A 19,353-nucleotide genomic window follows, 5' to 3' on the forward strand; every position below is an offset into this window, starting at 1 on the left:
TTTGTGTATTGCATGTATACACCAAGTATTTTTATTATTTACATTTGTAAATACTCTGTCAACTAACTATGCAAATTTTCAACCAATTTGTAACACTAAGATCAGGGGTTTAGGTTGTGATGAAGCACGACTCTGCGCCCTGCTTACAGCAGATCGATGACGTGACGATGGATGTGAGATCTCAGATGGGAACGCGGCGTTTAACCTGGCGACGGAGGCGGCGGAGCAGATATCAAAACGAGAGAGCGGGATAACGGGCTGACGATGAAGTTGAAAGTAAAACAGCGATCTGCACGAAATGAGAATCAGCGCAGATCGCGTCTGTTAAAGGTCTTGTAAAAGTTTTTTCGAGAAGGTTCGTAACATTTCCAATTCTTCATCGTCCATGCGCATAAAGCAGCGCATCTGCTTCGGAATGGCGACGATTTTATCCTGAAGATCCCTCGCCTTTGGCGTCAGAACCACTTTTTTCACCCTTTCGTCTTCGGCAATCGATACCCGGTTAAGGAATCCCTTCGCCTCCAGTTTCTGTACCAGCGGCGTTAGCGTCCCCGAGTCGAACAACGTTTTTTCGCTCAGTTCACGCAGCGGAATATCATCCTGGTCATAGAGCGCCAGCAGCACGACAAACTGCGGGTAGGTCAGATCGAATTCTTTCAGTAACGGGCGGTACTGACGGATAAGCGCATTGGTTACCGAATAGAGTGAGAAACAAAGTTGCCCATCTAATATGCTGTTTTCTTTCATTTTTTCCACCAGCTGAACGAGATTGCAGAATTTTATTATAAATAAAGTTTGACCATAAGTATCTTGCGTGCAAGTATTATTCGCACAAGGTAAGTGAGCAAGCAGTCAGACATCACTAACCGGGATAATCCAACACTAAGTTTTTATTCAAAAAATACAGAGGGCTACACTAATGAAAATTGCATCGATTTTATTAACATCCGCCGTCTTTGCTTCAGCCGCTTCCGCAGCGACCACTCAGCCACTGAACGCGCCTGCCCCTACCGCCGGTGTAAAAGCTTTCCTGGACGTGCTGAATTCAGGCAAAGGTAAACCGATGGAACAGATGACCCCGCAGGAAGCCCGTCAGGTGCTGATCGGTGCCCAGCAGGGTGCGAAGCTGCCTGCCGCCCAGGTAAGCGATAAAACAATTCAGGTGAACGGTCAGAACATCAGGCTGAAAATCGTCAAACCGGAAAATGCGACGGGCACACTTCCGGTGTTTATGTTCTTCCACGGCGGCGGCTGGGTGCTGGGCGATTACCCGACTCATGAACGTTTGATCCGCGATCTGGTCCGTGATTCCGGTGCGGCGGCCGTTTACGTTGATTACACGCCTTCCCCGGAAGCGCACTTCCCGGTAGCGATTAATCAGGCGTATCAGGCCACCCGCTGGGTTGCCGAGCACGGCAGTGAAATCGGCGTTGACGGCAGTCGTCTGGCTCTGGTGGGTAACAGCGTGGGCGGTAATATGGTGGCAGCGGTTGCCCTGCAGGCCAAACAGCTCGGCGCACCGAAAATTCGTTACAACGTGATGCTGTGGCCGGTAACCGATGCGAACTTCGACGACGCGTCATATCATCAGTTCGCCAACGGCCATTTCCTGACCCGCAACATGATGAAGTGGTTCTGGGATAACTACACCACCAGTGCCGCGGATCGTAACAACATTCTGGCCTCCCCGCTGCGAGCCAGCACGGAACAGCTGAAAGGCTTCCCGCAGACGCTGATCCAGACGGCGGAGCTGGACGTGCTGCGTGACGAGGGTGAAGCCTTCGGACGTAAGCTGGATGCAGCAGGCGTGCCGGTGACCGTCACCCGCTACAATGGTATGATCCATGACTACGGCTTACTGAATCCGTTAAGCGAAGAGCCAACGGTGAAAACCGCCCTGTCGCAGGCAGGTGCCGAACTGCAACAGCATCTGAAATAATCTCATCACGGGCAGGCTCAGCTCTTATCTACTTATCACAGCGATAATAACTGAGTTTGCCCGGGTCGATACTGATTCCCATTCCTGCCGTTGCTGGCCGCTTAATTTTCCCTGCCACTATCGGAATATCCTCCGCGTGTAAATCATCTGCAATATCAAGGAAGTTGGTCAATTCTGCCGCATAAAGACTGGTATGGCGCAAGCTACAGGCAAAGTGAATATTGGCCAGCGTACCGGTTTTAGTATCCCCCTGATTGCCAACGTATACCGGCACGTTTAAACCTTCACACAGCGCGGCAATTTTCCTGGATTCACTGAAGCCGGTTCTGGCCGTTTTAATACAGATCATACTGGCAATATTATCGCTAATCTCCCTGCCCACTTCCTCAAGCGAGCGGCAGCTCTCATCGCCGCAAACGGGAAGGCCAAGATGCTGATTGAGCCTCCTGCGCCCGATTCTGTCTGCTGCCGGTGACGGCTCTTCGAAGAATAAAAACCCCTCATCTTTCAGCGCCAGTCCGGCAGCAATCGCCTCGGCGGAGCTCCAGCCATGGTTGGCGTCAAGGTAGAGATTCGCCTCCGGCAACGCTTTTCTTATCAGTTTACAGGCGAGAATATCGGTTTGCAGCGCCGTCCCGGTTTTCACTTTGAAAGTGTTGATACCATATTTTTCTGCCATTGAAACTGCGCTTTCCGCCATCTTCGGCGGTAGATCATGGCCAATCATATGACTGACGCGGATCTCATCGCACCATCCTCCCAGCAGTTGACCACATGACATCTGGCGGTATTTACCTGTCGCATCCCAGATAGCCAAATCAACGGCGGCTCGGGCGGCGGGATTATCCGTAACCCAGGCCATGGCGTGGCCAACTTTCTCATTATCCAACAGGTCAATATCGTTCAACGAAGGCAGGAACCACTGATTAATGGCGGTGATAATCGACTGCTGCGACTCACCGTAAATATAAGGCCGTGCCGGAGCATCCGCCTCACCGACAATCCCCTCATCGGTGTGAATACGAACGAATACATTCTCGACGGCGGTGATGGTACCGGTGGCAAAAGACAACGGCCTGGTATAGGGAATACGGTACGGAATGGTTTCGATTTTGCGGATTTTCATCATGCTCACTCGTTATCGTGGTGGGCATTTACAGTATAAATTTATGGCGAGCACGAAGCGCTGATTCGTGCGTAAGATGCTACATTGACTTCACTATAAATAATAAGAAAATACCGTTCACTTAACCCTGGCCTAAATAAGGAAGTCCATCATCGTCCGGTTCCGTCATCTCTCGCCTCGGGCTAAATGTCAGTCCGGCATGCTTATCGCCGCCGCGCTGCTCCTTGCCAGCTGTGCCAGCAAACCGCCGGTTTCTCTGGTTACGCCGCTACCGCCCGTAGCGAATCCGAATCAGCCTCAGCCGCCGATATCGCCACACAGCCAGCAGCCGATGCGCGGCGTGTGGTTAACCACCGTTTCCCGCCTGGACTGGCCGCCGATCGCGTCGGTCAATATCAGCAACGATGCCGTACGCATCAGCCAGCAAAAAAAAGCGCTGACCGATAAGCTGGACAAGCTGAAAAGCCTCGGTATCAATACGGTGTTCTTCCAGGTGAAACCGGACGGTACTGCGCTGTGGCCGTCAAAAATCCTGCCGTGGTCGGATATGATGACCGGCAAAATCGGCCGGGACCCGGGCTACGATCCACTGCAGTTTATGCTGGATGAAGCGCACCGGCGCGGCATCAAGGTTCACGCCTGGTTTAACCCCTATCGAGTCACGGTCAATACTAAACCCGGAACCGTTGCCGAACTGAACCGCACTCTGTCGCAGAATCCGGCCAGCGTTTTTGTGCTGCACCGCGACTGGATTCGTACTTCCGGCGATCGCTATGTGCTTGACCCGGGCATTCCCGACGCCCGCGACTGGATCACCAGCATTGTCGCGGAGGTGGTCGCGCGCTATCCCGTTGACGGCGTGCAGTTTGATGATTATTTCTATACCGAGTCGCCAGGATCTGCCCTTAACGACAGCCAGACCTTCAGACAGTACGGCCAGGGCTTTGCCTCCAAAGCCGACTGGCGGCGGCACAACACCCAGCTGCTGATTGAACAGGTTTCCCGCACCATTAAACAGCTGAAGCCAGATGTGGAGTTTGGCGTCAGCCCGGCCGGAGTATGGCGCAACCGTTCCCATGACGCCGCAGGCTCCGACACGCGCGGCGCTGCCGCCTATGACGAATCCTATGCAGATACCCGCCGCTGGGTGCAGCAGGGGCTGCTGGACTACATTGCCCCGCAAATCTACTGGCCTTTCGCCCGCGATGCCGCCCGCTATGACGTGCTGGCGAAGTGGTGGGCGGAGGTGGTGAAACCGACCAAAACCCGTCTCTATATCGGCATTGCGCTGTATAAAGTCGGCGAACCGTCGAAGAACGAGCCGGACTGGACCATCGGCGGCGGCGTGCCGGAGCTGAAGAAACAGCTCGATCTGAATGAGTCGCTGCCGCAAATCAGTGGCACCATTCTGTTCCGGGAGAACTACCTGAATCAGCCACAGACGCAGGACGCGGTCAACTATCTGAGGAAACGCTGGGGAGAATAATTATTTTCTGCCCGGCGCAACTTTTCTGTCTGCTGCTGCGAACTGATTAAGGAGTCAACCAAACCGGTACTCACTTACTTCGCAGGAGCAGATAATGAAACTGAAAAAACTCGCCTCTACACTGACCTTCTCCGCCGCGCTGGGCCTGTCCGCCCTCGCCTTTAATGCCGGAGCCGCTCTGCCCGCCGGGGCGAAGGCCCCGGATTTTGAACTGCAGGGCGCACTCGCCGGTAAGCCGATCACCTTCTCGCTGCAAAAGGCGCTGCAAAAAGGCCCGGTCGTACTGTACTTCTTCCCGGCGGCCTTCAGCGCGGGCTGCACGATTGAAGCTCACGACTTTGCCGAAGCGACCGATGACTTTACGAAAATGGGCGCAACGGTCATTGGCGTAACCGCCGGAAATACCGAGCAGGTGAGCGACTTCTCCAAACTGGAGTGCCGGGATAAATTTGCCGTGGCCGCCGATCCGGGAGCCAAAGTCGCCGGTGAATACCAGACCCAGATGCAGATGAAGGGCAAAACCCTCTCGGACCGTACCTCTTATGTGATCGCACCGGATGGCAACATTCTGCTGAGCTACACTGACAGAAACCCGGAAACCCATATCGAGAAGACGCTGGCCGCCGTGAAGCAGTACGACGCGGCTCATCCACGTACCCACTAAACAACGAGGCCAGCGATGTTAACTGCCATGCTGGCCGCCTTTATTGGCGGCATCATTCTGAACTTTATGCCCTGCGTGTTTCCGGTGATCTCACTGAAGGCGTTCGGGTTGCTGCGCCATGCGGATAACTCCGCCGGCACCCGTCGCGAAGGTCTGGGCTTTCTGCTGGGCGTAACGGTGACCATGATGGCACTGGCGGGAATACTTCTTGCGGCCCGCGCAGGAGGCGCGGCGGTGGGCTGGGGATTCCAGCTGCAGTCGCCGCTGGTTATCGCCCTGCTGTCGCTGGTGATCCTTGCGGCGGCGCTGAATCTGCTGGGCGTTTTTGAAGTCGGCTTATCCGCGCAGCGCGTGGGTGCGCTTGATGTGGGCCGTGGCGCTTTTGTTCGCTCCGCGCTGACCGGCGCGCTGGCAATTATCGTCGCCACGCCGTGCGCCGCACCGTTTATGGCCAGCGCGATTGGCTATGCGCTGGTGCAGCCGCCAGCGGTGGCGCTGGTGATCTTCTTTTCGCTGGCGCTGGGGTTTGCCGCGCCCTTTACGCTGATCTCGCTGTTTCCGGCGCTGGCACGGCTGTTGCCGAAACCGGGAGCGTGGATGGATATCCTCAAGCGCGGGCTGGCCTTCCCGATGTTTGGTGCCTACGCGTGGCTGGTGTGGGTACTGGCGCAGCAGGCCGGTAGCGCCGCGCTGGCAACCCTGCTGGCCGCTTCCGTGGTGCTGAGTTTCGCAGCCTGGCTGTACGGGATGGCACAACATCGCCACCTGCAGGGGAAAGGCCACAGGCTGATGTATGCGCTCACCGCCGTGCTGATTGTGGCCGTGCTGGCCCCGCTTCCTGGCCTGATCAAACCGGGGGATGCACTGCCCGGAGAAGCGGCCGCAGCGGAAATCGCGCAGGAAAAATGGACGCCGCAGACCGTTGCCGCCGAGCGCGGACAGGGTAAAGCCATCTTTGTGAACTTTACCGCATCCTGGTGTATAACCTGTCAGGTTAACGAGAAAACCTCGCTCTCCACCCAGGCGGTGAAAGAGGCGCTGGCCAAAACCGGCACGCGGTATATGGTGGCGGATTCGACCAAATTTAACCCCGACGTGGACGATGCCCTGAACGAGTTTGGTCAGGGCGGCCTGCCGCTGTACGTGGTGTATCCCGCCGACGGCGGACCACCGAAAGTACTGCCGCAGGTGCTGACGCCGGGCATTGTGGTCAACGCACTGAACCAGGCAGCCGGTAAAAAAGCGTAATAACAAGGCGGAAGATGGAAATGAACGACAGCGCGCGCGAAAGCTGGCCCGCGCTAATGGAACAGGCGCAGGCAGGCGATCGGCCTGCCTATACCCGGCTGCTGAAAGCGCTGGTGCCGGTGATCCGTTCACAGGTGCGCAGACAGGTTGCTGACGATGTGTTAACCGAGGATGTAGTGCAGGATGTGCTGCTGACGGTACATCGTGTGCGCCATACCTACGATCCCGCCTTTCCCTTTCTGCCGTGGCTGATGGCCATTATCTCCGCGCGCGCGATCGATGCCCTGCGGCGGCGCGGGCGCTACCAGCAATGGGAAATTCCGGAAGAGACGCTGCCGGAGCCGGTAAGCCAGCCGAACATGCAGCGTGCGGAAAACCAGCAGGAGCTGGAAGGCTATCTGAGCCAGCTGCCTTTGCGGCAGCGGGAAATTGTTGAACACGTTCACCTGCGCGAAATGAGCCTGACGGAAGCCGCCGCGCATAACCATCTGACGGTCGCCGCAGTGAAATCCCTGCTGCACCGGGCGCTAAAAAACCTGCGCCGTTTTGGAGCCAGTCATGACCGATCATAATGCTTTAATTGAAAAACTCGGGCGGGAAATCAAGCCCGTCAGGCGCATCTGGCCCACGGGTCTGCGGGTGATGGCCTGGCTTGCCGTCGCCCTGCCTTGCGCCGTCGCCGCCAGCTTTCTGGTGCCGCGCGGGCTGACCGACTGGTCGCAGCCCGGTGCGAAGCTGGCGATCCTTCAAATTGCCCTGGCTTTTTTACTCGGGACGCTGGCGATCCGCAGCGCCTTCACGCTGAGCATTGCCGGGCGGCGGGCCATCAGCTGGAAAGCGCTGCTGCCGATTGCGCTGATGTGGCTGGGGCTGAGCGTGATAAATATGCAGGGCAACGGCGCGATCTTGCATGATGACGACAGCACGCGCTGTTTCACCTTCCTGATGGTGGTCAGTACGCCGATGATGCTGCTGATGATTGCCAGCCTGCGCCGCAGCCGTTCGCTGCATCCGGTACGCAGCCTGGCGATGGCGGGTGTGGGCATTTCCAGCCTGGCGGTCAGCCTGCTGGCCTTCTGCCACCCGGTACATCTGCACGTGCTGGACTTTGTCATGCATCTTGCTGCAGTGTTGTCGATTGTGGCGCTGACTATTCTGGTTGGCAAACGCTGGGTGGCGCTGGATAAGTAACGCAGCGATTTCCCCCGGCGTCAAACAACAGAATGCGGTCAGCCGGAAAGCGCACATAGCAGCGGGAAAGCTGCGACCTGTCAATGTAGTCCGCCGTTACGCAACAAGCGGGCTGCCCGCCGATTTCGCCGTACAGCATGCTTTGATTTCCCTGCCATTCCACGTTGCCGATCTCAAACGGCAGCTCACCTTCAATGCCCGTCGCCGTCTGGCTGAGAAGGATATGCTCCGGGCGGATCGCCAGAGTGACGTTGTCACTTAAATGGGGCTCAGACAGCGTCAGCAGCGGGATATGCGGCAATGACGGCAGCGCAAGCTGTAGGTGCCCGTCGCGCTGCTGCTCAATCGCTGTGGTAAAGGTGTTGATCTGCGGATGACCAATAAACTGCGCCACAAACAGGCTGCGCGGCTGGAAGTACAGCTCCTGCGGGGTGCCGCTCTGCTCGATGCGACCTTTGTTCAGTACCACAATGCGATCGGCCATGGTCATCGCCTCAATCTGATCGTGGGTGACGTACAGCGTGGTGACGCCCAGCGTACGGTGCAGGCGTGAGATCTCCTGCCGCATGCTGCCCCTCAGCCCGGCATCAAGGTTAGACAGCGGCTCATCGAACAGAAAAATCGCCGGTTTACGTACGATCGCGCGGCCGATAGCCACCCGCTGGCGCTGCCCGCCCGAGAGCATACCGGGCTTGTGCCGCAGATATGCCGTCAGCTGTAACGACTCTGCCGCCGCGTGGACCGCCGCGACGATCTGCGCTTCCGGCAGCTTTGCCACCCGCAGCGGAAAGGCCAGATTTTCAAAGACGCTGAGATGGGGATAGAGCGCGTAGGACTGAAAGACCATCGCCACTTCACGCTCAATGGGCGATGCCTCGCTGACGTCGCGATCGTCCAGCAGGATGCGGCCGCCGTGGATCTCCTCCAGCCCCGCCAGGCTGCGCAGCAGCGTGGTTTTCCCGCAGCCGGACGGTCCGACAAACACCACAAATTCGCCCTGCTGAATGGTTAAATTGATGTCATGCAGGATTATTTGACCCTGATGGCGTTTTTCCAGATGTTCAATACGTAACTGACGCATAGCTTCCTCAGGTCATGGCCCGCACTCAGACGGGCCACCGGCATTTATTTGCCGTTCTGTTCCAGTGCCTGGGCGGCGGTTTTCACGGCCTGCTCAGGCGTGGCCTGATTCAGTAACACCTGCTGGGTAGCGGTGTTGATCGTCTGCTGGAACTGCTCCGGATCGTAGAACAGCGGTTCCGCTTTCCCCAGGGCCACGCCGTCGATAAACGGCTTCCAGCTGGCATCTTCCGCCACCAGCTGTTTCGGTCCGTGATCCGGGCGCACCGGGGTAAAGCCATAGCCCTTCTCATAGGCCAGCTGACGGTCCGGGGTGGTGATGAATTTCGCAAAGGCAATCGCTTTATCTTCCACGCCGGTGCCTTTAAAAATCGCCAGGCTGTCGGTGACCAGCAGATTGCTCGGCTTACCGTGCGGGCCATACGGCAGCGGCGCAACGCCCCACTCCAGACCCGCCGGGAACTGACCGCGCTCCCACGAGCCGGACATAAACATCGCCACTTTGCCCTGATGGAACAGCGGACGCAGCGCTTCAGCATCGTAGGCCACCGGACCCGGCTCGGCGTACGGCAGGATCTTCTTGTACCACTCCAGCGTTTCCACCGCCTGCGGTGAGTTAAACACCACTTTGTCGCCGTCCAGCACCGCGCCGCCGTTGCTGTACAGCCACAGCAGGAAGCTGTGCGTGGTGCTGCTGAAGGCTTTACCGGTCAGGCCGAAGCCCGCCGCGCCGGTTTTCTCTTTGATAATGCGCGAATCGTCCAGCAGTTCCTGCCAGGTCTTCGGCGGCTGCTCCGGGTTCAGGCCCGCCTGCTTAAACAGTGCTTTGTTCCAGAACAGCGCGCGGGTGGACAGCGCCACAGGCAGGCCAAGGTATTCACCTTCATAATGGACGGTATCCAGCACCGCCGGATAGTAGCTACTCTTCTCCGCCGCGCTGAGCGGCACCGGCACGATCAGGTCGTTCTGATAGAAGCGGGTCAGCGTACGCGAGCCTACCTGAGCCAGCGCCGGGGCATTACCGGCAGAGGCCAGCGTGGTGACCTTCTGCTCGCACTGATCCCAGCCGACCACCTCCAGCACGACTTTGTAACCGGGATTGGCCTGGTTAAACGCGCTGATATTCTCTTCAATTCCCGGAGAGGCTTTGCTGCCGCACTGGATGAAATTGATAATTTTTTCATTGGCCGCCTGCGCACCGGATGCCGCCAGCGCCAGTAAAATCCCCATGGCTAACTTGTTCATATTTCCCCTGAATGAAAGATAAATTAATGCTTAACGGCACCTTTGGTTAACCCATCGATTAAATACCGCTGTAGGACGACGAAAATCAGCAGTGCGGGAACGATGCCGACCAGACAGGCCGCCATTAATTCATTCCACTGCACGGTATTGCGGCCAAAGAAGTCGAAGATGCCGACCGCGATGGGCATGTATTCACGCTTTGAGTTAAAGGTCAGCGCGAAGATAAATTGATTGGCATAGCTGTTGATAAAGGTAATCACCGCCACGGCCACCAGCCCGGGTTTGATCAGCGGCAGGATGACACGGCGCAGAATATAGATCCGGCCTGCGCCGTCGCAGCGCGCCGCATCCTCCAGATCTCGCGGGATCTGCACCAGATAGGTCCTCAGCAGCCACACTGCCGTGGGGATTAAAAACGCCGTGCCCGGAACGATCATCCCGGCATAGCTGTTCAGCATCCCCCACGCTTTCATCATGCGGTAAAGCGGGATCAGCAGTACCGCGCCTGAAAAGACGTTCACCCCCAGAAACAGCGCCCAGAAGTAGCGCACGCCGGGTATGGGCAGCCGGGTCAGCGCGTAGGCGGCGGGCACGGACAGTAGCAGCGTCAGCAGCGTTGAAACACCGGCGATAAGCACGCTGTTAAAGATGTAACGTGGCAGATACGGCACCCGCTGCCACATGTTTTGCCAGGCCTCCAGTGAAAAGTGCTGGGGCAAAGGATGCCAGGGCGCGCGAAACAGCGAAGACAGCGGGCTGAATGCGGCTTTGACCGCCTCAAAAAAGGGAAACAGCAGCACCAGCAGAAACAGGAAAATGGCCGCATACAGCGCGATTTTTTCATGCAGACGATAGCGGTTAATCACGGACGCACTTCTCCCGGCTGCCGGGTTCGCAGCAGCACAAAATAGCCAAAGGCAAACAGCAGCGTAACGACGGCGATCATCACGCTTTTCGCGGCACCCAGCCCGAAGCGGAAACTGCCAATCCCCGTACGGTAAGCGTCAATAATCAGCGTGTTGGTCGCATCCAGCGGCCCGCCGCGTGTCAGTATCCAGATGGCATCGAAAGCATTGAGAGTGAACAGCGAAGAGAGCACACCCATACTGGCGACTGCGGGCCACATCAGAGGCAGCGTGATGCGCCGCAGACGGTAGCCGCGCCCTGCTCCGTCCACCCATGCCGCTTCATACAAATCGCCCGGTATACCCTGCAGGGCCGCCAGCAGAAACAGCGCGACCATGGGAATACCGACCCAGATATCAGCAATCGCTGAGGCAAAAAAAGCGCTGTTGGGGAAGGCCAGAAACTCAAACGGCCCTTCCAGCAGGCCGCTGCGCTGGAGCAGGCCGGAAATCGCGCCGAACTGGCCGTTATACAGCCAGCTCCAGATGAACATGCTGATGGCCACCGGGATCACCCACGGCGGAATAATCAGCAGCCGGAACAGCTTTTTTCCCGCCAGCGAGGCATTCAGCAGCAGTGCGCCAATCAGGCCAAACAGCAGTTTCATTGCCACGGCAAACAGCGTCCACAGTAGCGTTCGCAGCAGCACGCTGAAAAAGTCGTCGTTAAGCAGAGTCCGGTAGTTCTGCCACCCTGTCCACTGATAGCTCTGCCGCAGCGAGGCATTGGTAAACGACAGGATCACGGTGTTAATCAGCGGCCATAGCACCAGAGCCAGCAGATAGAACACGGCCGGAGCCATCAGCAGCAGCGCCAGCCGCCTGTCGCGGCGATACGAGCGGGACATCAGACTTCGCCGTTCAGCGCCGCGTCAAAACGCCGCCAGCTTTCGGTCAGATCCAGCAGGCTGCCGCTGCGGCGCGCTTCATCTATTTTGATCGCCGTCAGCCCTGCTTCCAGCGCGTCGATCACCGATACCGGCAGCGGCTGGTTATGCAGCAGGTGATCGACAATGTCCTTCACCATCCGCTCATCGCCGCCGTAGTGATGGCCCAGTTCGGTGCGGGAATAGTGATGGTTGTCGACAATTTTCTCCCCGTCCGGCGAGCGGTGCACCTGCAGGGTATTGCGGATGAAATCGCCCTCTGCGGTGGCCGTAGTACCCACGATGCAGAAGCGGCGGAACAGATCCGGTACGTTGAGGTTGGCGTGAAATGCCATGGTTGCACCGTTCTGGTATGCAATAATCGCCGTCTGGTAGTCAACGATATCGCCGTCGTTATCAAATACGGCCGTGCTGCCCTGCCAGCCTGCCGGTTTACTGTGGTGAATGTCCTCGCGCTCCAGCGCCGCATTTTCCGGTACGAACAGCTTTCTACCGCCGAAGCTGGCCACGCGAACGGCGCGCGCGCCGACGATCCCCTGGTAGATATCCAGGTCGTGGCAGCATTTCTCCAGCAGGAAACCGCCGGAATATTTCTCATAGCGCCGCCAGTCGCGCATAAAGAACGCGCCGTGATAAGGCGGGATATGTTCAGAGGCTTCAATGCTGGAGATTTCGCCCAGCGTACCGTTGGTTTTCAGGGCTTTGAGGTCGGCATACAGCGGCGTGTAGCGCATCACCAGCCCGACCAGAATGCGGTCTGCGCCAAAGCGATGGATCAGACGGGCCAGCGCCAGGGTCTGTTCTTCAGTGGCGACGATCGGTTTTTCGCACAGCACCCGGTGGCCGGCTTCCAGCGCGGCGGTGATATGTTCAAGATGCAGATGATTCGGCGACCCGATCAGCACTAAATCCAGATCGGGCACGGCAAGCAGTTCATCGATCGCGGAGAACGCTTTTCCGGTGTTTACCCCAAATTCTTTGGTGTAGGGCAGTCCAACCGGCTCAGGATCGGCATAGCCGACGATCTCCAGATTGGGCACCAGTTCGGAAAAAATCCTTGCCACATAGCCCAGGCGCAGCCCCAGACCGATAATTGCAATTTTCACTTTTTAAATCCGCCGTATGGATTGAATTAAACAACGGCAGAGGGTAAATAGCCTGTTATCTGAAAGATAATAATAATTACGGGTTACGTATGCAGAATTACAGATATAGCCAACTCATTACAATTCATAAAGTTAGAGATTTAAATAATCATGGGTGATGACAATTAAAATATTCTTAACCGATTCGTAATATCACTGGTTGCGGTACTTTTCCGTCAGTTGAAAAATGATATACGAATATCATATAACGCAAAGACTGTAACTTTTTCATGCGCTGTGCCACTTTGTCGCCAACCGGGGTTGGTTTCAACCATTCTAATAAGGCACCGCTATGTTAGCCAAAGAAGCTGACGTCAACATTGTTGATGTCTTTGTCGACGTTTACGCCACGTTGTTTAAAATTGTGAGCTATCGCACTGGCGCAACCCATATTGCCCAGGACATTACTCAGGAGATCTACTTCAAGATCATCAATGTAGCCAATGAGTTCCCGCAGTACAGCGATGCCAGGAATTACCTGATTCGCGTTGCGTTAAATGCGTCAAACGACTATCGTCGTAACGAAAAGCGACGGGAACAGATCCTCAGCGGCGCACTCCATCTGTTCGAGAGCTATTCGCCCTCACCGGAAGACAGCCACTACAGCGTGGAAAAAATTAACCTTCTTGATGCCGCGCTGTCTGAACTCCCTGAAAAGTGCCGCGAGATCCTCTACCTCAACCGCGTTGAGGGGCTGACCCATAAAGAGATCGCCAAACGGATGGATATCTCTATCAGTCTGGTTGAAAAATATGCGGTCAGAACGTTGATCCAGTGCCGCGACGTGATTAAAAAGTCCGGGGGATGACCGCTTCACGCTTTGGCAACACCATGAATTTATGGAACATTAAGCTCCGAAACGGAAAATAACTGTGGCGCTCAATAACGATCCCTGTAGGCCCGAGGACGAAGTTCTGGAAGATGAAGCCATTCACTGGCTGGTCAGAATGATGTCCGGCAGCTTCTCGTCCGCCGAATTAAAACAGTTTGAAGCCTGGCGTCGGACCAGCCCGGAGCATCAGGCTGCGCTTTCGCGTGCGACCGATCTGTGGGTACAGCTCGGTAAGCCGCTGGAAGCAAGCCACCGTGCGATCCTCTATCCTTCCGACAATGTTGTTGCCTCCGGCTGGCCTTTTGCCCTGCCGCCAAAACGGGCGATGATGGCGCTTTTTTTACTGGTCATCAGCACGATGGGCTGCTACCAGTGGATGAGCTACTGGCGCTTTAACTATGCTACCCGACTGGGCGAGTTTCGTGAGGTGTCGCTCAATGACGGCAGCACCATGTGGCTGAATACCGACAGCGCGGCCAACGTTGAGATCAGCGGCTCCCAGCGTCACGTGACCCTGGCGCGAGGCGAAGCCTTTTTTGACGTGAAGCACGACGAGCAGCTCCCGTTCACCGTTGACGCCGGCAGCGGCCATATCCGGGTACTGGGGACCGCGTTTGGCGTGAAGATTGACGGCGAAAATACCGTGGTTACCGTGCAGCGTGGCAAGGTCAGCGTGTCCGGCGACCGGCAGAAAACCGTGACCGTTGACCCGGACCGGTCGGTTACCCTGAACCCCAGCGATAATAGCCTGACGGTGGCGCAGGTTGATGCCGCGCGGCAGCTCGCCTGGCAGAAAGGCCTGCTGATTTTTGAAAACAACACGCTTAACGAAATTGTTCACACCCTGGGCCACTACGACAGCCGGGCGGTGTATCTGGATTATCCGCAGAAAGATACGCTGCGCCTCAATGCCAGCATCAATATTGCCCGCGTTGACGACTGGTACAGCCAGCTGGAAAAAGCGCTGCCGCTGCGTGTGACCCGCCTTGGCCCGGTGATCTGGATACGTCAGGCACCTGACGCAGGCTGACTTTCGCAGCACGCCAGTCGCCGCCGCAAAATTATTTCCCTCCTGCTGATTGCAGATTCGCTACACCCCACGCGTTCTAAATGAGACACGTTCATCCTCTCCGTAACCGGGGAGGATGCCAAACCGTCTAAACGTTAAGGTGAAGTAATGCGTACTGGCAACGATCCTGCCTGCGAGATCTCTCCGGGAGCTGTGCGATGAAAGACAGCAAAACCCCCGAAATCAATAAAAAAGATTACCGTATTTCCCGCCTGCTGATGCGCCGGATAGGGATGCTGACGTTTCCGTTCTGGCGGCAGCGCGATCACCGCCGCTGGTGGCTGCTGATGTCGGTGCTGTTGCTGATGACGCCCTCGTTTGCCGCCATCGGTTACTGGACCGCTAACCTGACGGCCGAGATGACCAACGCCATTGTGGCGCGCAAGCAGAGTACCTACGCCAGCCTGTTCTGGCTGATCACCGCCGTTACCGTGGCGACCTGGCTCATTCAGTCGGTGATGTATTACATGAGCAGCGTGCTGATTGTGCGCTGGCGCAGCTGGCTGACCGACTGGCTGGTGAGCCGCTACCTGCGCCACCGCACCTACTACAACATCACGGTGCATGAGGATCTGGATAACCCCGACCAACGTATTCAGGGCGATGTTGACCCGTTTGTCACCGTACTGACCGGCATCCCACTGCAAATCATCAGCCAGCTGATGGGGCTGCTCACCGGCGGAATTATTATTGCGTCGATTAGCGAAACGATGATGTGGTACGTGATTATCTACGCGGTGATTTCCACCGCGATAACCCTGGTGATGTACACCCCGATGATTCGGCTGAATTTTAACAGCACGGTCGCGGAAGCCGATTTACGCTACGGCCTGCTGCACGTCCGGGATAATGCGGAAACCGTGGCGTTTTATCGCGGTGAAAAGACGGAAAAGAAGCAGATTGACGGACGGCTGGCCAGCGCCACCGACAGCCGGATGGCCATTCTGATCTACCAGCTGAAAATGTCGATGATCAACTTCGGTATGGGCCAGCTGTGGAACCTGGCGCCGTTCTTTCTGATCGCCCCGCTGTTTTTTGAAAATAAAATTGAGTTCGGTGCTATTGCCATGGCCACCACCGCCGCCACGCAGATGATGACCGCCCTGACTACCCTGTCCCAGTTTATCCCGACTATCGCCAGCATGGCACCGAGCGCGGTACGCCTTGCGCAGATTGTCGAACGCTTTGATGAACTGGACCAGCAGCGTGAAGATGAAAAGCAGCACAGCATCCGCATCCGGCGTGGCCCGCTGATTGCCCTGCATAACGTCAGCCTGGAAACGCCGGGCGGCGAGCAGGCGCTGGTGCAGGATCTCTCGTTGACGGTGTCGCCCGGTGAACATCTGCTGATTCAGGGGCAGACCGGTGTCGGTAAAAGCTCGCTGCTGCGCGCGATGGCCGGTCTGTGGCAGCGCGGGTGCGGAGAAATCGTCATGCCCGCGATTGAAGAGTGCTTTTTCCTGCCGCAGCGGCCCTACATGATTCTGGCTAACCTGCGTGCCCAGCTGCTGTATCCCAACACCGAACGCGAGGTGTCGGATGATGAGCTTCAGGCCACCCTGGAGAAGGTCAGCCTGCCCGACCTCTGCGAGAAATACGGCGATTTCAACAGCGTACGCGACTGGGGGAAAGTGCTGTCGCTCGGCGAGCAGCAGCGGATTGGCTTTGCCCGCGTGCTGCTCGCCAGGCCCCGGTTCGCCTTCCTCGACGAAGCCACCAGCGCGGTGGATATCGATACTGAACGCCGTCTCTATCTGCTGCTGGCCGATATCGGCACCACCTTTATCAGCGTCGGGCATCGCCCTTCAATTACCGAATTCCATAAAGAAATGCTGCTATTACAGCCGAAAGGAAAATGGTGTATTGGCCTGAATACGTCCGTTATTGATGTTCAGCAGCAGCAGGAATATCAATTAAATCCGCCTGAAAAAAACCGTGAAGAAGTTATTTTTTAAAAGCAGTGAGGTTTTTAAATAGTCATTACGTTTTATTTAAAACAGTCATGACTCTGGGGATTCAATGGTGAAGCAAGGCAAGATGAATATAAAAACATTGTCGTTAATGATAGCAGCAGCGTTATTTTTACCCTCATCAGTGGTTTATTCCGCTTCGGCGGAAAATACGCAGCAGTCGGCGAATTCGCTAACGGAATATCACATACCGGCCGGTAATTTAGGCACCGCGCTGCTGCAGTTCAGTATGCAGAGCGGGCTACAGTTAATTGCGCCCAGCAGCTTAACCGACGGACACGCAACTCAGGGAGTGAGTGGGAAATTCAGCGCAACGCAGGCGCTGAACCAGCTGCTGGCGGGCAGCGCGTTAAGCTTTACTCTCGACAGCCAGAATAACGCCGTCACGCTGATCGGCACGCCATCCGGCGGCGGTGCAAACGTGCTGGATGCGGTGAGGGTGGACGGCGATGCCACCGTCGCGGAAGGCGGCGGTAACGGCAGTACCGATGTCACCGCCACCGAGGGCAGCGACAGCTACACCACCACGGCAGTCAGCATTGGCTCGAAAACGCCACAGTCGCTGAAGGAAACGCCGCAAAGCGTTAGCGTCATTACCAGCAAGCAAATTAAAGATCAGAACCTGACCGATCTGGATGGCGTAATGTCAAAAGTGGCCGGGATCACCGTCAGGCGAACCGGCGCAAATGAGGAATATTATTCGCGCGGCTGGCGGGTCACCAATATTCAGCTGGACGGCGGCACGCCCATTCAGCTGTTTGACAATCTCTCCAACAGTAATAGTTCGTTTTCTTCTTTCGATATGTCGATGTTTGACCATGCGGAAATCCTGCGCGGCGGCGACAGCCTGAATAGCGTCGGCAGCAGTTCTCCCGGCGGCAGTATTAACCTGACCCGCAAACGACCGCTGGATCACGGCCAGGTTGCGGTAAGTGCACAGGCCGGTTCGTGGAATGACTATCGCTCGTCGGTTGACGTCACCGGCCCGCTGGCGTTTGACGGCAAACTGCGCGGTAGAGCCGTCGCCACCTGGCAGGATAAGGATCAGTATTATCATCCGTCCGGCGACAGCACCCGCCTGCTATACGGTATTCTCGAAGCCGATCTGACGCCCACCACGCTGTTTTCCGTCGGCGGCAGCTACACGCAGAAAAAGAATCTGCCGTGGGAAGGCGGCCTGTCGCGCTATCAGTCCGGTGCCGACGCGCATTACGCCCGGGATACCAGCCTGGCCCTGCCGTGGAGCCATCGTCAGCTGATCTCCCGCGAACTGTTTACCCAGCTGAAACAGGAGCTGGGGGAACACTGGGCGCTGAATTCTCAGCTAACATACTTCAGTCAGGACTACAGCAACCGCCAGGGATCGCTGGTCGGCGCACTGCCGGATCTGATCGACGATGCGCGCTATACCGATATGAGCGCGGAGGATGCCATCGGCAAGCAGTATCTGGCGGATGCCAATCTGGTGGGAAAGTTTGATGTTTTCTCCCTGCCGCAGCAGGTTTCCTTCTCCGGCAGCTATCAGAAAAACAAGTATACCGGCACCTCGTACAACCGCACCTATGGCGATGCCTCTCTCTCTGTTCCCGAACCCGACTGGGAGCCAGAAGGCTCAACCCTCGCCCGCTATAACAGCGCGAATCTGGTGGCGAAAATTGACGCTGTGCTGCTGCCCTTCCTGCCGGATCTGCACTTCCAGTCCGCAGTCCGCTGGGATCGCTACGACGCCAACTATCAGGTGATGGATGTCGTCGGGCTTAATGTGAAAACGTCGCGCACGTCGGTGCCTTACTACGCGCTGCGCTACGATTTTTCACCAGAGTGGTCGGTGTACGGCAGCTATACCGATCTTTATCAGTTCCAGGCCTATATGCGTACCGCCAACGATACGCCGCTGCCGCCGATGACCGGCAGTACGAAAGAGATCGGGGTGAAATACAGCAACGGTTCAACCAATGCCTCGCTTTCCGCCTATCGCGCCCTGCGTCGTGACGGTGCGCAGTTCGATAGCCTGAATTTCAACTGCTCTCTCGGCTGCTATCGCATAAGCAGTGCCGAAGAAACCAGTGAAGGGGTCGATTTCGATATTACCGGCGAACCGCTGCCGCGCTGGTCGGTGAATTTTGGTTATTCCTATAACAACAATAAAACCCGTCCCGACCCGGAAAACACCAGTCAGGACAAAACGCTGTCGTCCTTTACCCCGAAGCATATGTTCAAGCTGTGGAACGATGTTCAGCTGAGCGGCAACGAATATCTGAATAAAACCCGCGTCGGGCTGGGCGTGATTGCGCAGACCCGCAGCTTCACCGCCGGTGAAGTCTGCGGCAAGGTCAATGCCGACGGCACCTGCGACGATAACTACGTGGCCTACCAGTTTGGCCAGGGTTTCTACAGCGTGTTTTCTGCCCGCACCGCCTACAAGTTTAACGACCAGTGGTCGGTGGCGCTCAACGTCAACAACCTGTTTGACCGCCGCTATTACGGCACCACCGGCGGCGTGGACTCCGGTAACTGGTACGGCGCGCCGCGCAATGTGGTGGTTAGCGTTGACGGGACATTCTGA

At 56.7% G+C, this 19,353-nt stretch carries 17 protein-coding genes; 10 read left to right on the forward strand and 7 right to left on the reverse strand.

The window, feature by feature from the left end:
• Positions 1–324: 324 nt before the first annotated feature.
• Positions 325–747 (reverse strand): MarR family winged helix-turn-helix transcriptional regulator, encoded by a 423-nt coding sequence (locus JOE09_RS01895; RefSeq protein WP_205064582.1) that lies wholly within the window; start codon positions 745–747, stop codon positions 325–327.
• A 172-nt stretch (positions 748–919) separates the two neighbouring features.
• On the opposite strand from JOE09_RS01895, the gene JOE09_RS01900 reads away from it, so the two are divergent.
• Positions 920–1,939, forward strand: a complete 1,020-nt coding sequence (locus JOE09_RS01900; RefSeq protein ID WP_205064583.1) for an alpha/beta hydrolase — start codon at positions 920–922, stop codon at positions 1,937–1,939.
• A 28-nt stretch (positions 1,940–1,967) separates the two neighbouring features.
• On the opposite strand, the gene JOE09_RS01905 is transcribed toward JOE09_RS01900, so the two are convergent.
• Positions 1,968–3,068 carry a mandelate racemase/muconate lactonizing enzyme family protein gene (locus tag JOE09_RS01905; protein ID WP_205064584.1) on the reverse strand — a complete coding sequence of 367 codons (1,101 nt, stop codon included), beginning with the start codon at positions 3,066–3,068 and terminating at the stop codon, positions 1,968–1,970.
• Between the two features lie 196 nt (positions 3,069–3,264).
• Here JOE09_RS01905 and JOE09_RS01910 point away from each other — a divergent pair, with 196 nt between their 5' ends.
• The 5 genes from JOE09_RS01910 (at position 3,265) to JOE09_RS01930 (ending at position 7,654) form a co-directional block, all read left to right on the forward strand.
• On the forward strand, positions 3,265–4,551 hold the full coding sequence (locus JOE09_RS01910; protein ID WP_205064585.1) for a glycoside hydrolase family 10-like protein: 1,287 nt from the start codon (positions 3,265–3,267) through the stop codon (positions 4,549–4,551).
• A 94-nt stretch (positions 4,552–4,645) separates the two neighbouring features.
• A complete protein-coding gene (locus tag JOE09_RS01915; RefSeq protein ID WP_172606622.1) occupies positions 4,646–5,215 on the forward strand; it encodes a peroxiredoxin in 570 nt (189 codons plus the stop codon).
• 15 nt (positions 5,216–5,230) lie between these two features.
• Positions 5,231–6,463, forward strand: coding sequence for a protein-disulfide reductase DsbD family protein (locus tag JOE09_RS01920; protein WP_205064586.1), 1,233 nt, complete (start codon positions 5,231–5,233; stop codon positions 6,461–6,463).
• Between the two features lie 14 nt (positions 6,464–6,477).
• Positions 6,478–7,035, forward strand: a complete 558-nt coding sequence (locus JOE09_RS01925) for a sigma-70 family RNA polymerase sigma factor (RefSeq protein ID WP_205064587.1) — start codon at positions 6,478–6,480, stop codon at positions 7,033–7,035.
• Entirely contained in the window at positions 7,022–7,654 is a 633-nt protein-coding gene (locus JOE09_RS01930) for an NrsF family protein (RefSeq protein WP_205064588.1), read from the forward strand. Before JOE09_RS01925 ends, JOE09_RS01930 begins: the two co-directional genes overlap by 14 nt.
• Here the strand turns inward: JOE09_RS01930 and JOE09_RS01935 are convergent.
• Genes JOE09_RS01935 through JOE09_RS01955 form a run of 5 tightly spaced genes read right to left on the reverse strand, consistent with a single transcriptional unit; the run spans position 7,614 to position 12,877 of the window.
• Positions 7,614–8,735, reverse strand: coding sequence for an ABC transporter ATP-binding protein (locus JOE09_RS01935; protein WP_205064589.1), 1,122 nt, complete (start codon positions 8,733–8,735; stop codon positions 7,614–7,616). The two genes, JOE09_RS01930 and JOE09_RS01935, sit on opposite strands and share 41 nt — an antisense overlap.
• Positions 8,736–8,779: 44 nt before the next feature.
• The gene (locus JOE09_RS01940) at positions 8,780–9,979 is read right to left on the reverse strand and encodes an ABC transporter substrate-binding protein (protein WP_205064590.1); all 1,200 of its coding nucleotides are present in this window, start codon (positions 9,977–9,979) and stop codon (positions 8,780–8,782) included.
• A gap of 23 nt (positions 9,980–10,002) precedes the next feature.
• Positions 10,003–10,845: an ABC transporter permease subunit gene (locus JOE09_RS01945; RefSeq protein WP_205064591.1), complete on the reverse strand. Its 843-nt coding sequence runs from the start codon at positions 10,843–10,845 to the stop codon at positions 10,003–10,005.
• A complete protein-coding gene (locus tag JOE09_RS01950; protein WP_205064592.1) occupies positions 10,842–11,732 on the reverse strand; it encodes a carbohydrate ABC transporter permease in 891 nt (296 codons plus the stop codon). The genes JOE09_RS01945 and JOE09_RS01950 overlap by 4 nt, the downstream gene beginning before the upstream one ends.
• Entirely contained in the window at positions 11,732–12,877 is a 1,146-nt protein-coding gene (locus JOE09_RS01955; RefSeq protein WP_205064593.1) for a Gfo/Idh/MocA family oxidoreductase, read from the reverse strand. Before JOE09_RS01955 ends, JOE09_RS01950 begins: the two co-directional genes overlap by 1 nt.
• 331 nt (positions 12,878–13,208) lie before the next feature.
• Between JOE09_RS01955 and JOE09_RS01960 the strand changes: the two genes are divergently transcribed.
• The 4 genes from JOE09_RS01960 (at position 13,209) to JOE09_RS01975 (ending at position 19,353) form a co-directional block, all read left to right on the forward strand.
• Entirely contained in the window at positions 13,209–13,724 is a 516-nt protein-coding gene (locus JOE09_RS01960; protein WP_200558850.1) for an RNA polymerase sigma factor, read from the forward strand.
• Positions 13,725–13,788: 64 nt separating this feature from the next.
• Positions 13,789–14,778, forward strand: a complete 990-nt coding sequence (locus tag JOE09_RS01965) for a FecR domain-containing protein (RefSeq protein WP_205064594.1) — start codon at positions 13,789–13,791, stop codon at positions 14,776–14,778.
• Positions 14,779–14,975: 197 nt separating this feature from the next.
• On the forward strand, positions 14,976–16,772 hold the full coding sequence (locus JOE09_RS01970; RefSeq protein WP_205064595.1) for an ABC transporter ATP-binding protein/permease: 1,797 nt from the start codon (positions 14,976–14,978) through the stop codon (positions 16,770–16,772).
• A gap of 82 nt (positions 16,773–16,854) precedes the next feature.
• On the forward strand, positions 16,855–19,353 hold the full coding sequence (locus tag JOE09_RS01975) for a TonB-dependent siderophore receptor (protein ID WP_205064596.1): 2,499 nt from the start codon (positions 16,855–16,857) through the stop codon (positions 19,351–19,353).

This window comes from Pantoea coffeiphila, from assembly GCF_016909495.1.
GTDB classification, from domain to species: domain Bacteria; phylum Pseudomonadota; class Gammaproteobacteria; order Enterobacterales; family Enterobacteriaceae; genus Erwinia; species Erwinia coffeiphila.

Coding starts and splice junctions, on each gene's coding strand:
- JOE09_RS01895 (WP_205064582.1), bottom strand. CDS start 747: ATGAAAGAAAACAGCATATTAGATGGGCAACTTTGTTTCTCACTCTAT.
- JOE09_RS01900 (WP_205064583.1), top strand. CDS start 920: ATGAAAATTGCATCGATTTTATTAACATCCGCCGTCTTTGCTTCAGCC.
- JOE09_RS01905 (WP_205064584.1), bottom strand. CDS start 3,068: ATGATGAAAATCCGCAAAATCGAAACCATTCCGTACCGTATTCCCTAT.
- JOE09_RS01910 (WP_205064585.1), top strand. CDS start 3,265: ATGCTTATCGCCGCCGCGCTGCTCCTTGCCAGCTGTGCCAGCAAACCG.
- JOE09_RS01915 (WP_172606622.1), top strand. CDS start 4,646: ATGAAACTGAAAAAACTCGCCTCTACACTGACCTTCTCCGCCGCGCTG.
- JOE09_RS01920 (WP_205064586.1), top strand. CDS start 5,231: ATGTTAACTGCCATGCTGGCCGCCTTTATTGGCGGCATCATTCTGAAC.
- JOE09_RS01925 (WP_205064587.1), top strand. CDS start 6,478: ATGGAAATGAACGACAGCGCGCGCGAAAGCTGGCCCGCGCTAATGGAA.
- JOE09_RS01930 (WP_205064588.1), top strand. CDS start 7,022: ATGACCGATCATAATGCTTTAATTGAAAAACTCGGGCGGGAAATCAAG.
- JOE09_RS01935 (WP_205064589.1), bottom strand. CDS start 8,735: ATGCGTCAGTTACGTATTGAACATCTGGAAAAACGCCATCAGGGTCAA.
- JOE09_RS01940 (WP_205064590.1), bottom strand. CDS start 9,979: ATGAACAAGTTAGCCATGGGGATTTTACTGGCGCTGGCGGCATCCGGT.
- JOE09_RS01950 (WP_205064592.1), bottom strand. CDS start 11,732: ATGTCCCGCTCGTATCGCCGCGACAGGCGGCTGGCGCTGCTGCTGATG.
- JOE09_RS01960 (WP_200558850.1), top strand. CDS start 13,209: ATGTTAGCCAAAGAAGCTGACGTCAACATTGTTGATGTCTTTGTCGAC.
- JOE09_RS01970 (WP_205064595.1), top strand. CDS start 14,976: ATGAAAGACAGCAAAACCCCCGAAATCAATAAAAAAGATTACCGTATT.
- JOE09_RS01975 (WP_205064596.1), top strand. CDS start 16,855: ATGAATATAAAAACATTGTCGTTAATGATAGCAGCAGCGTTATTTTTA.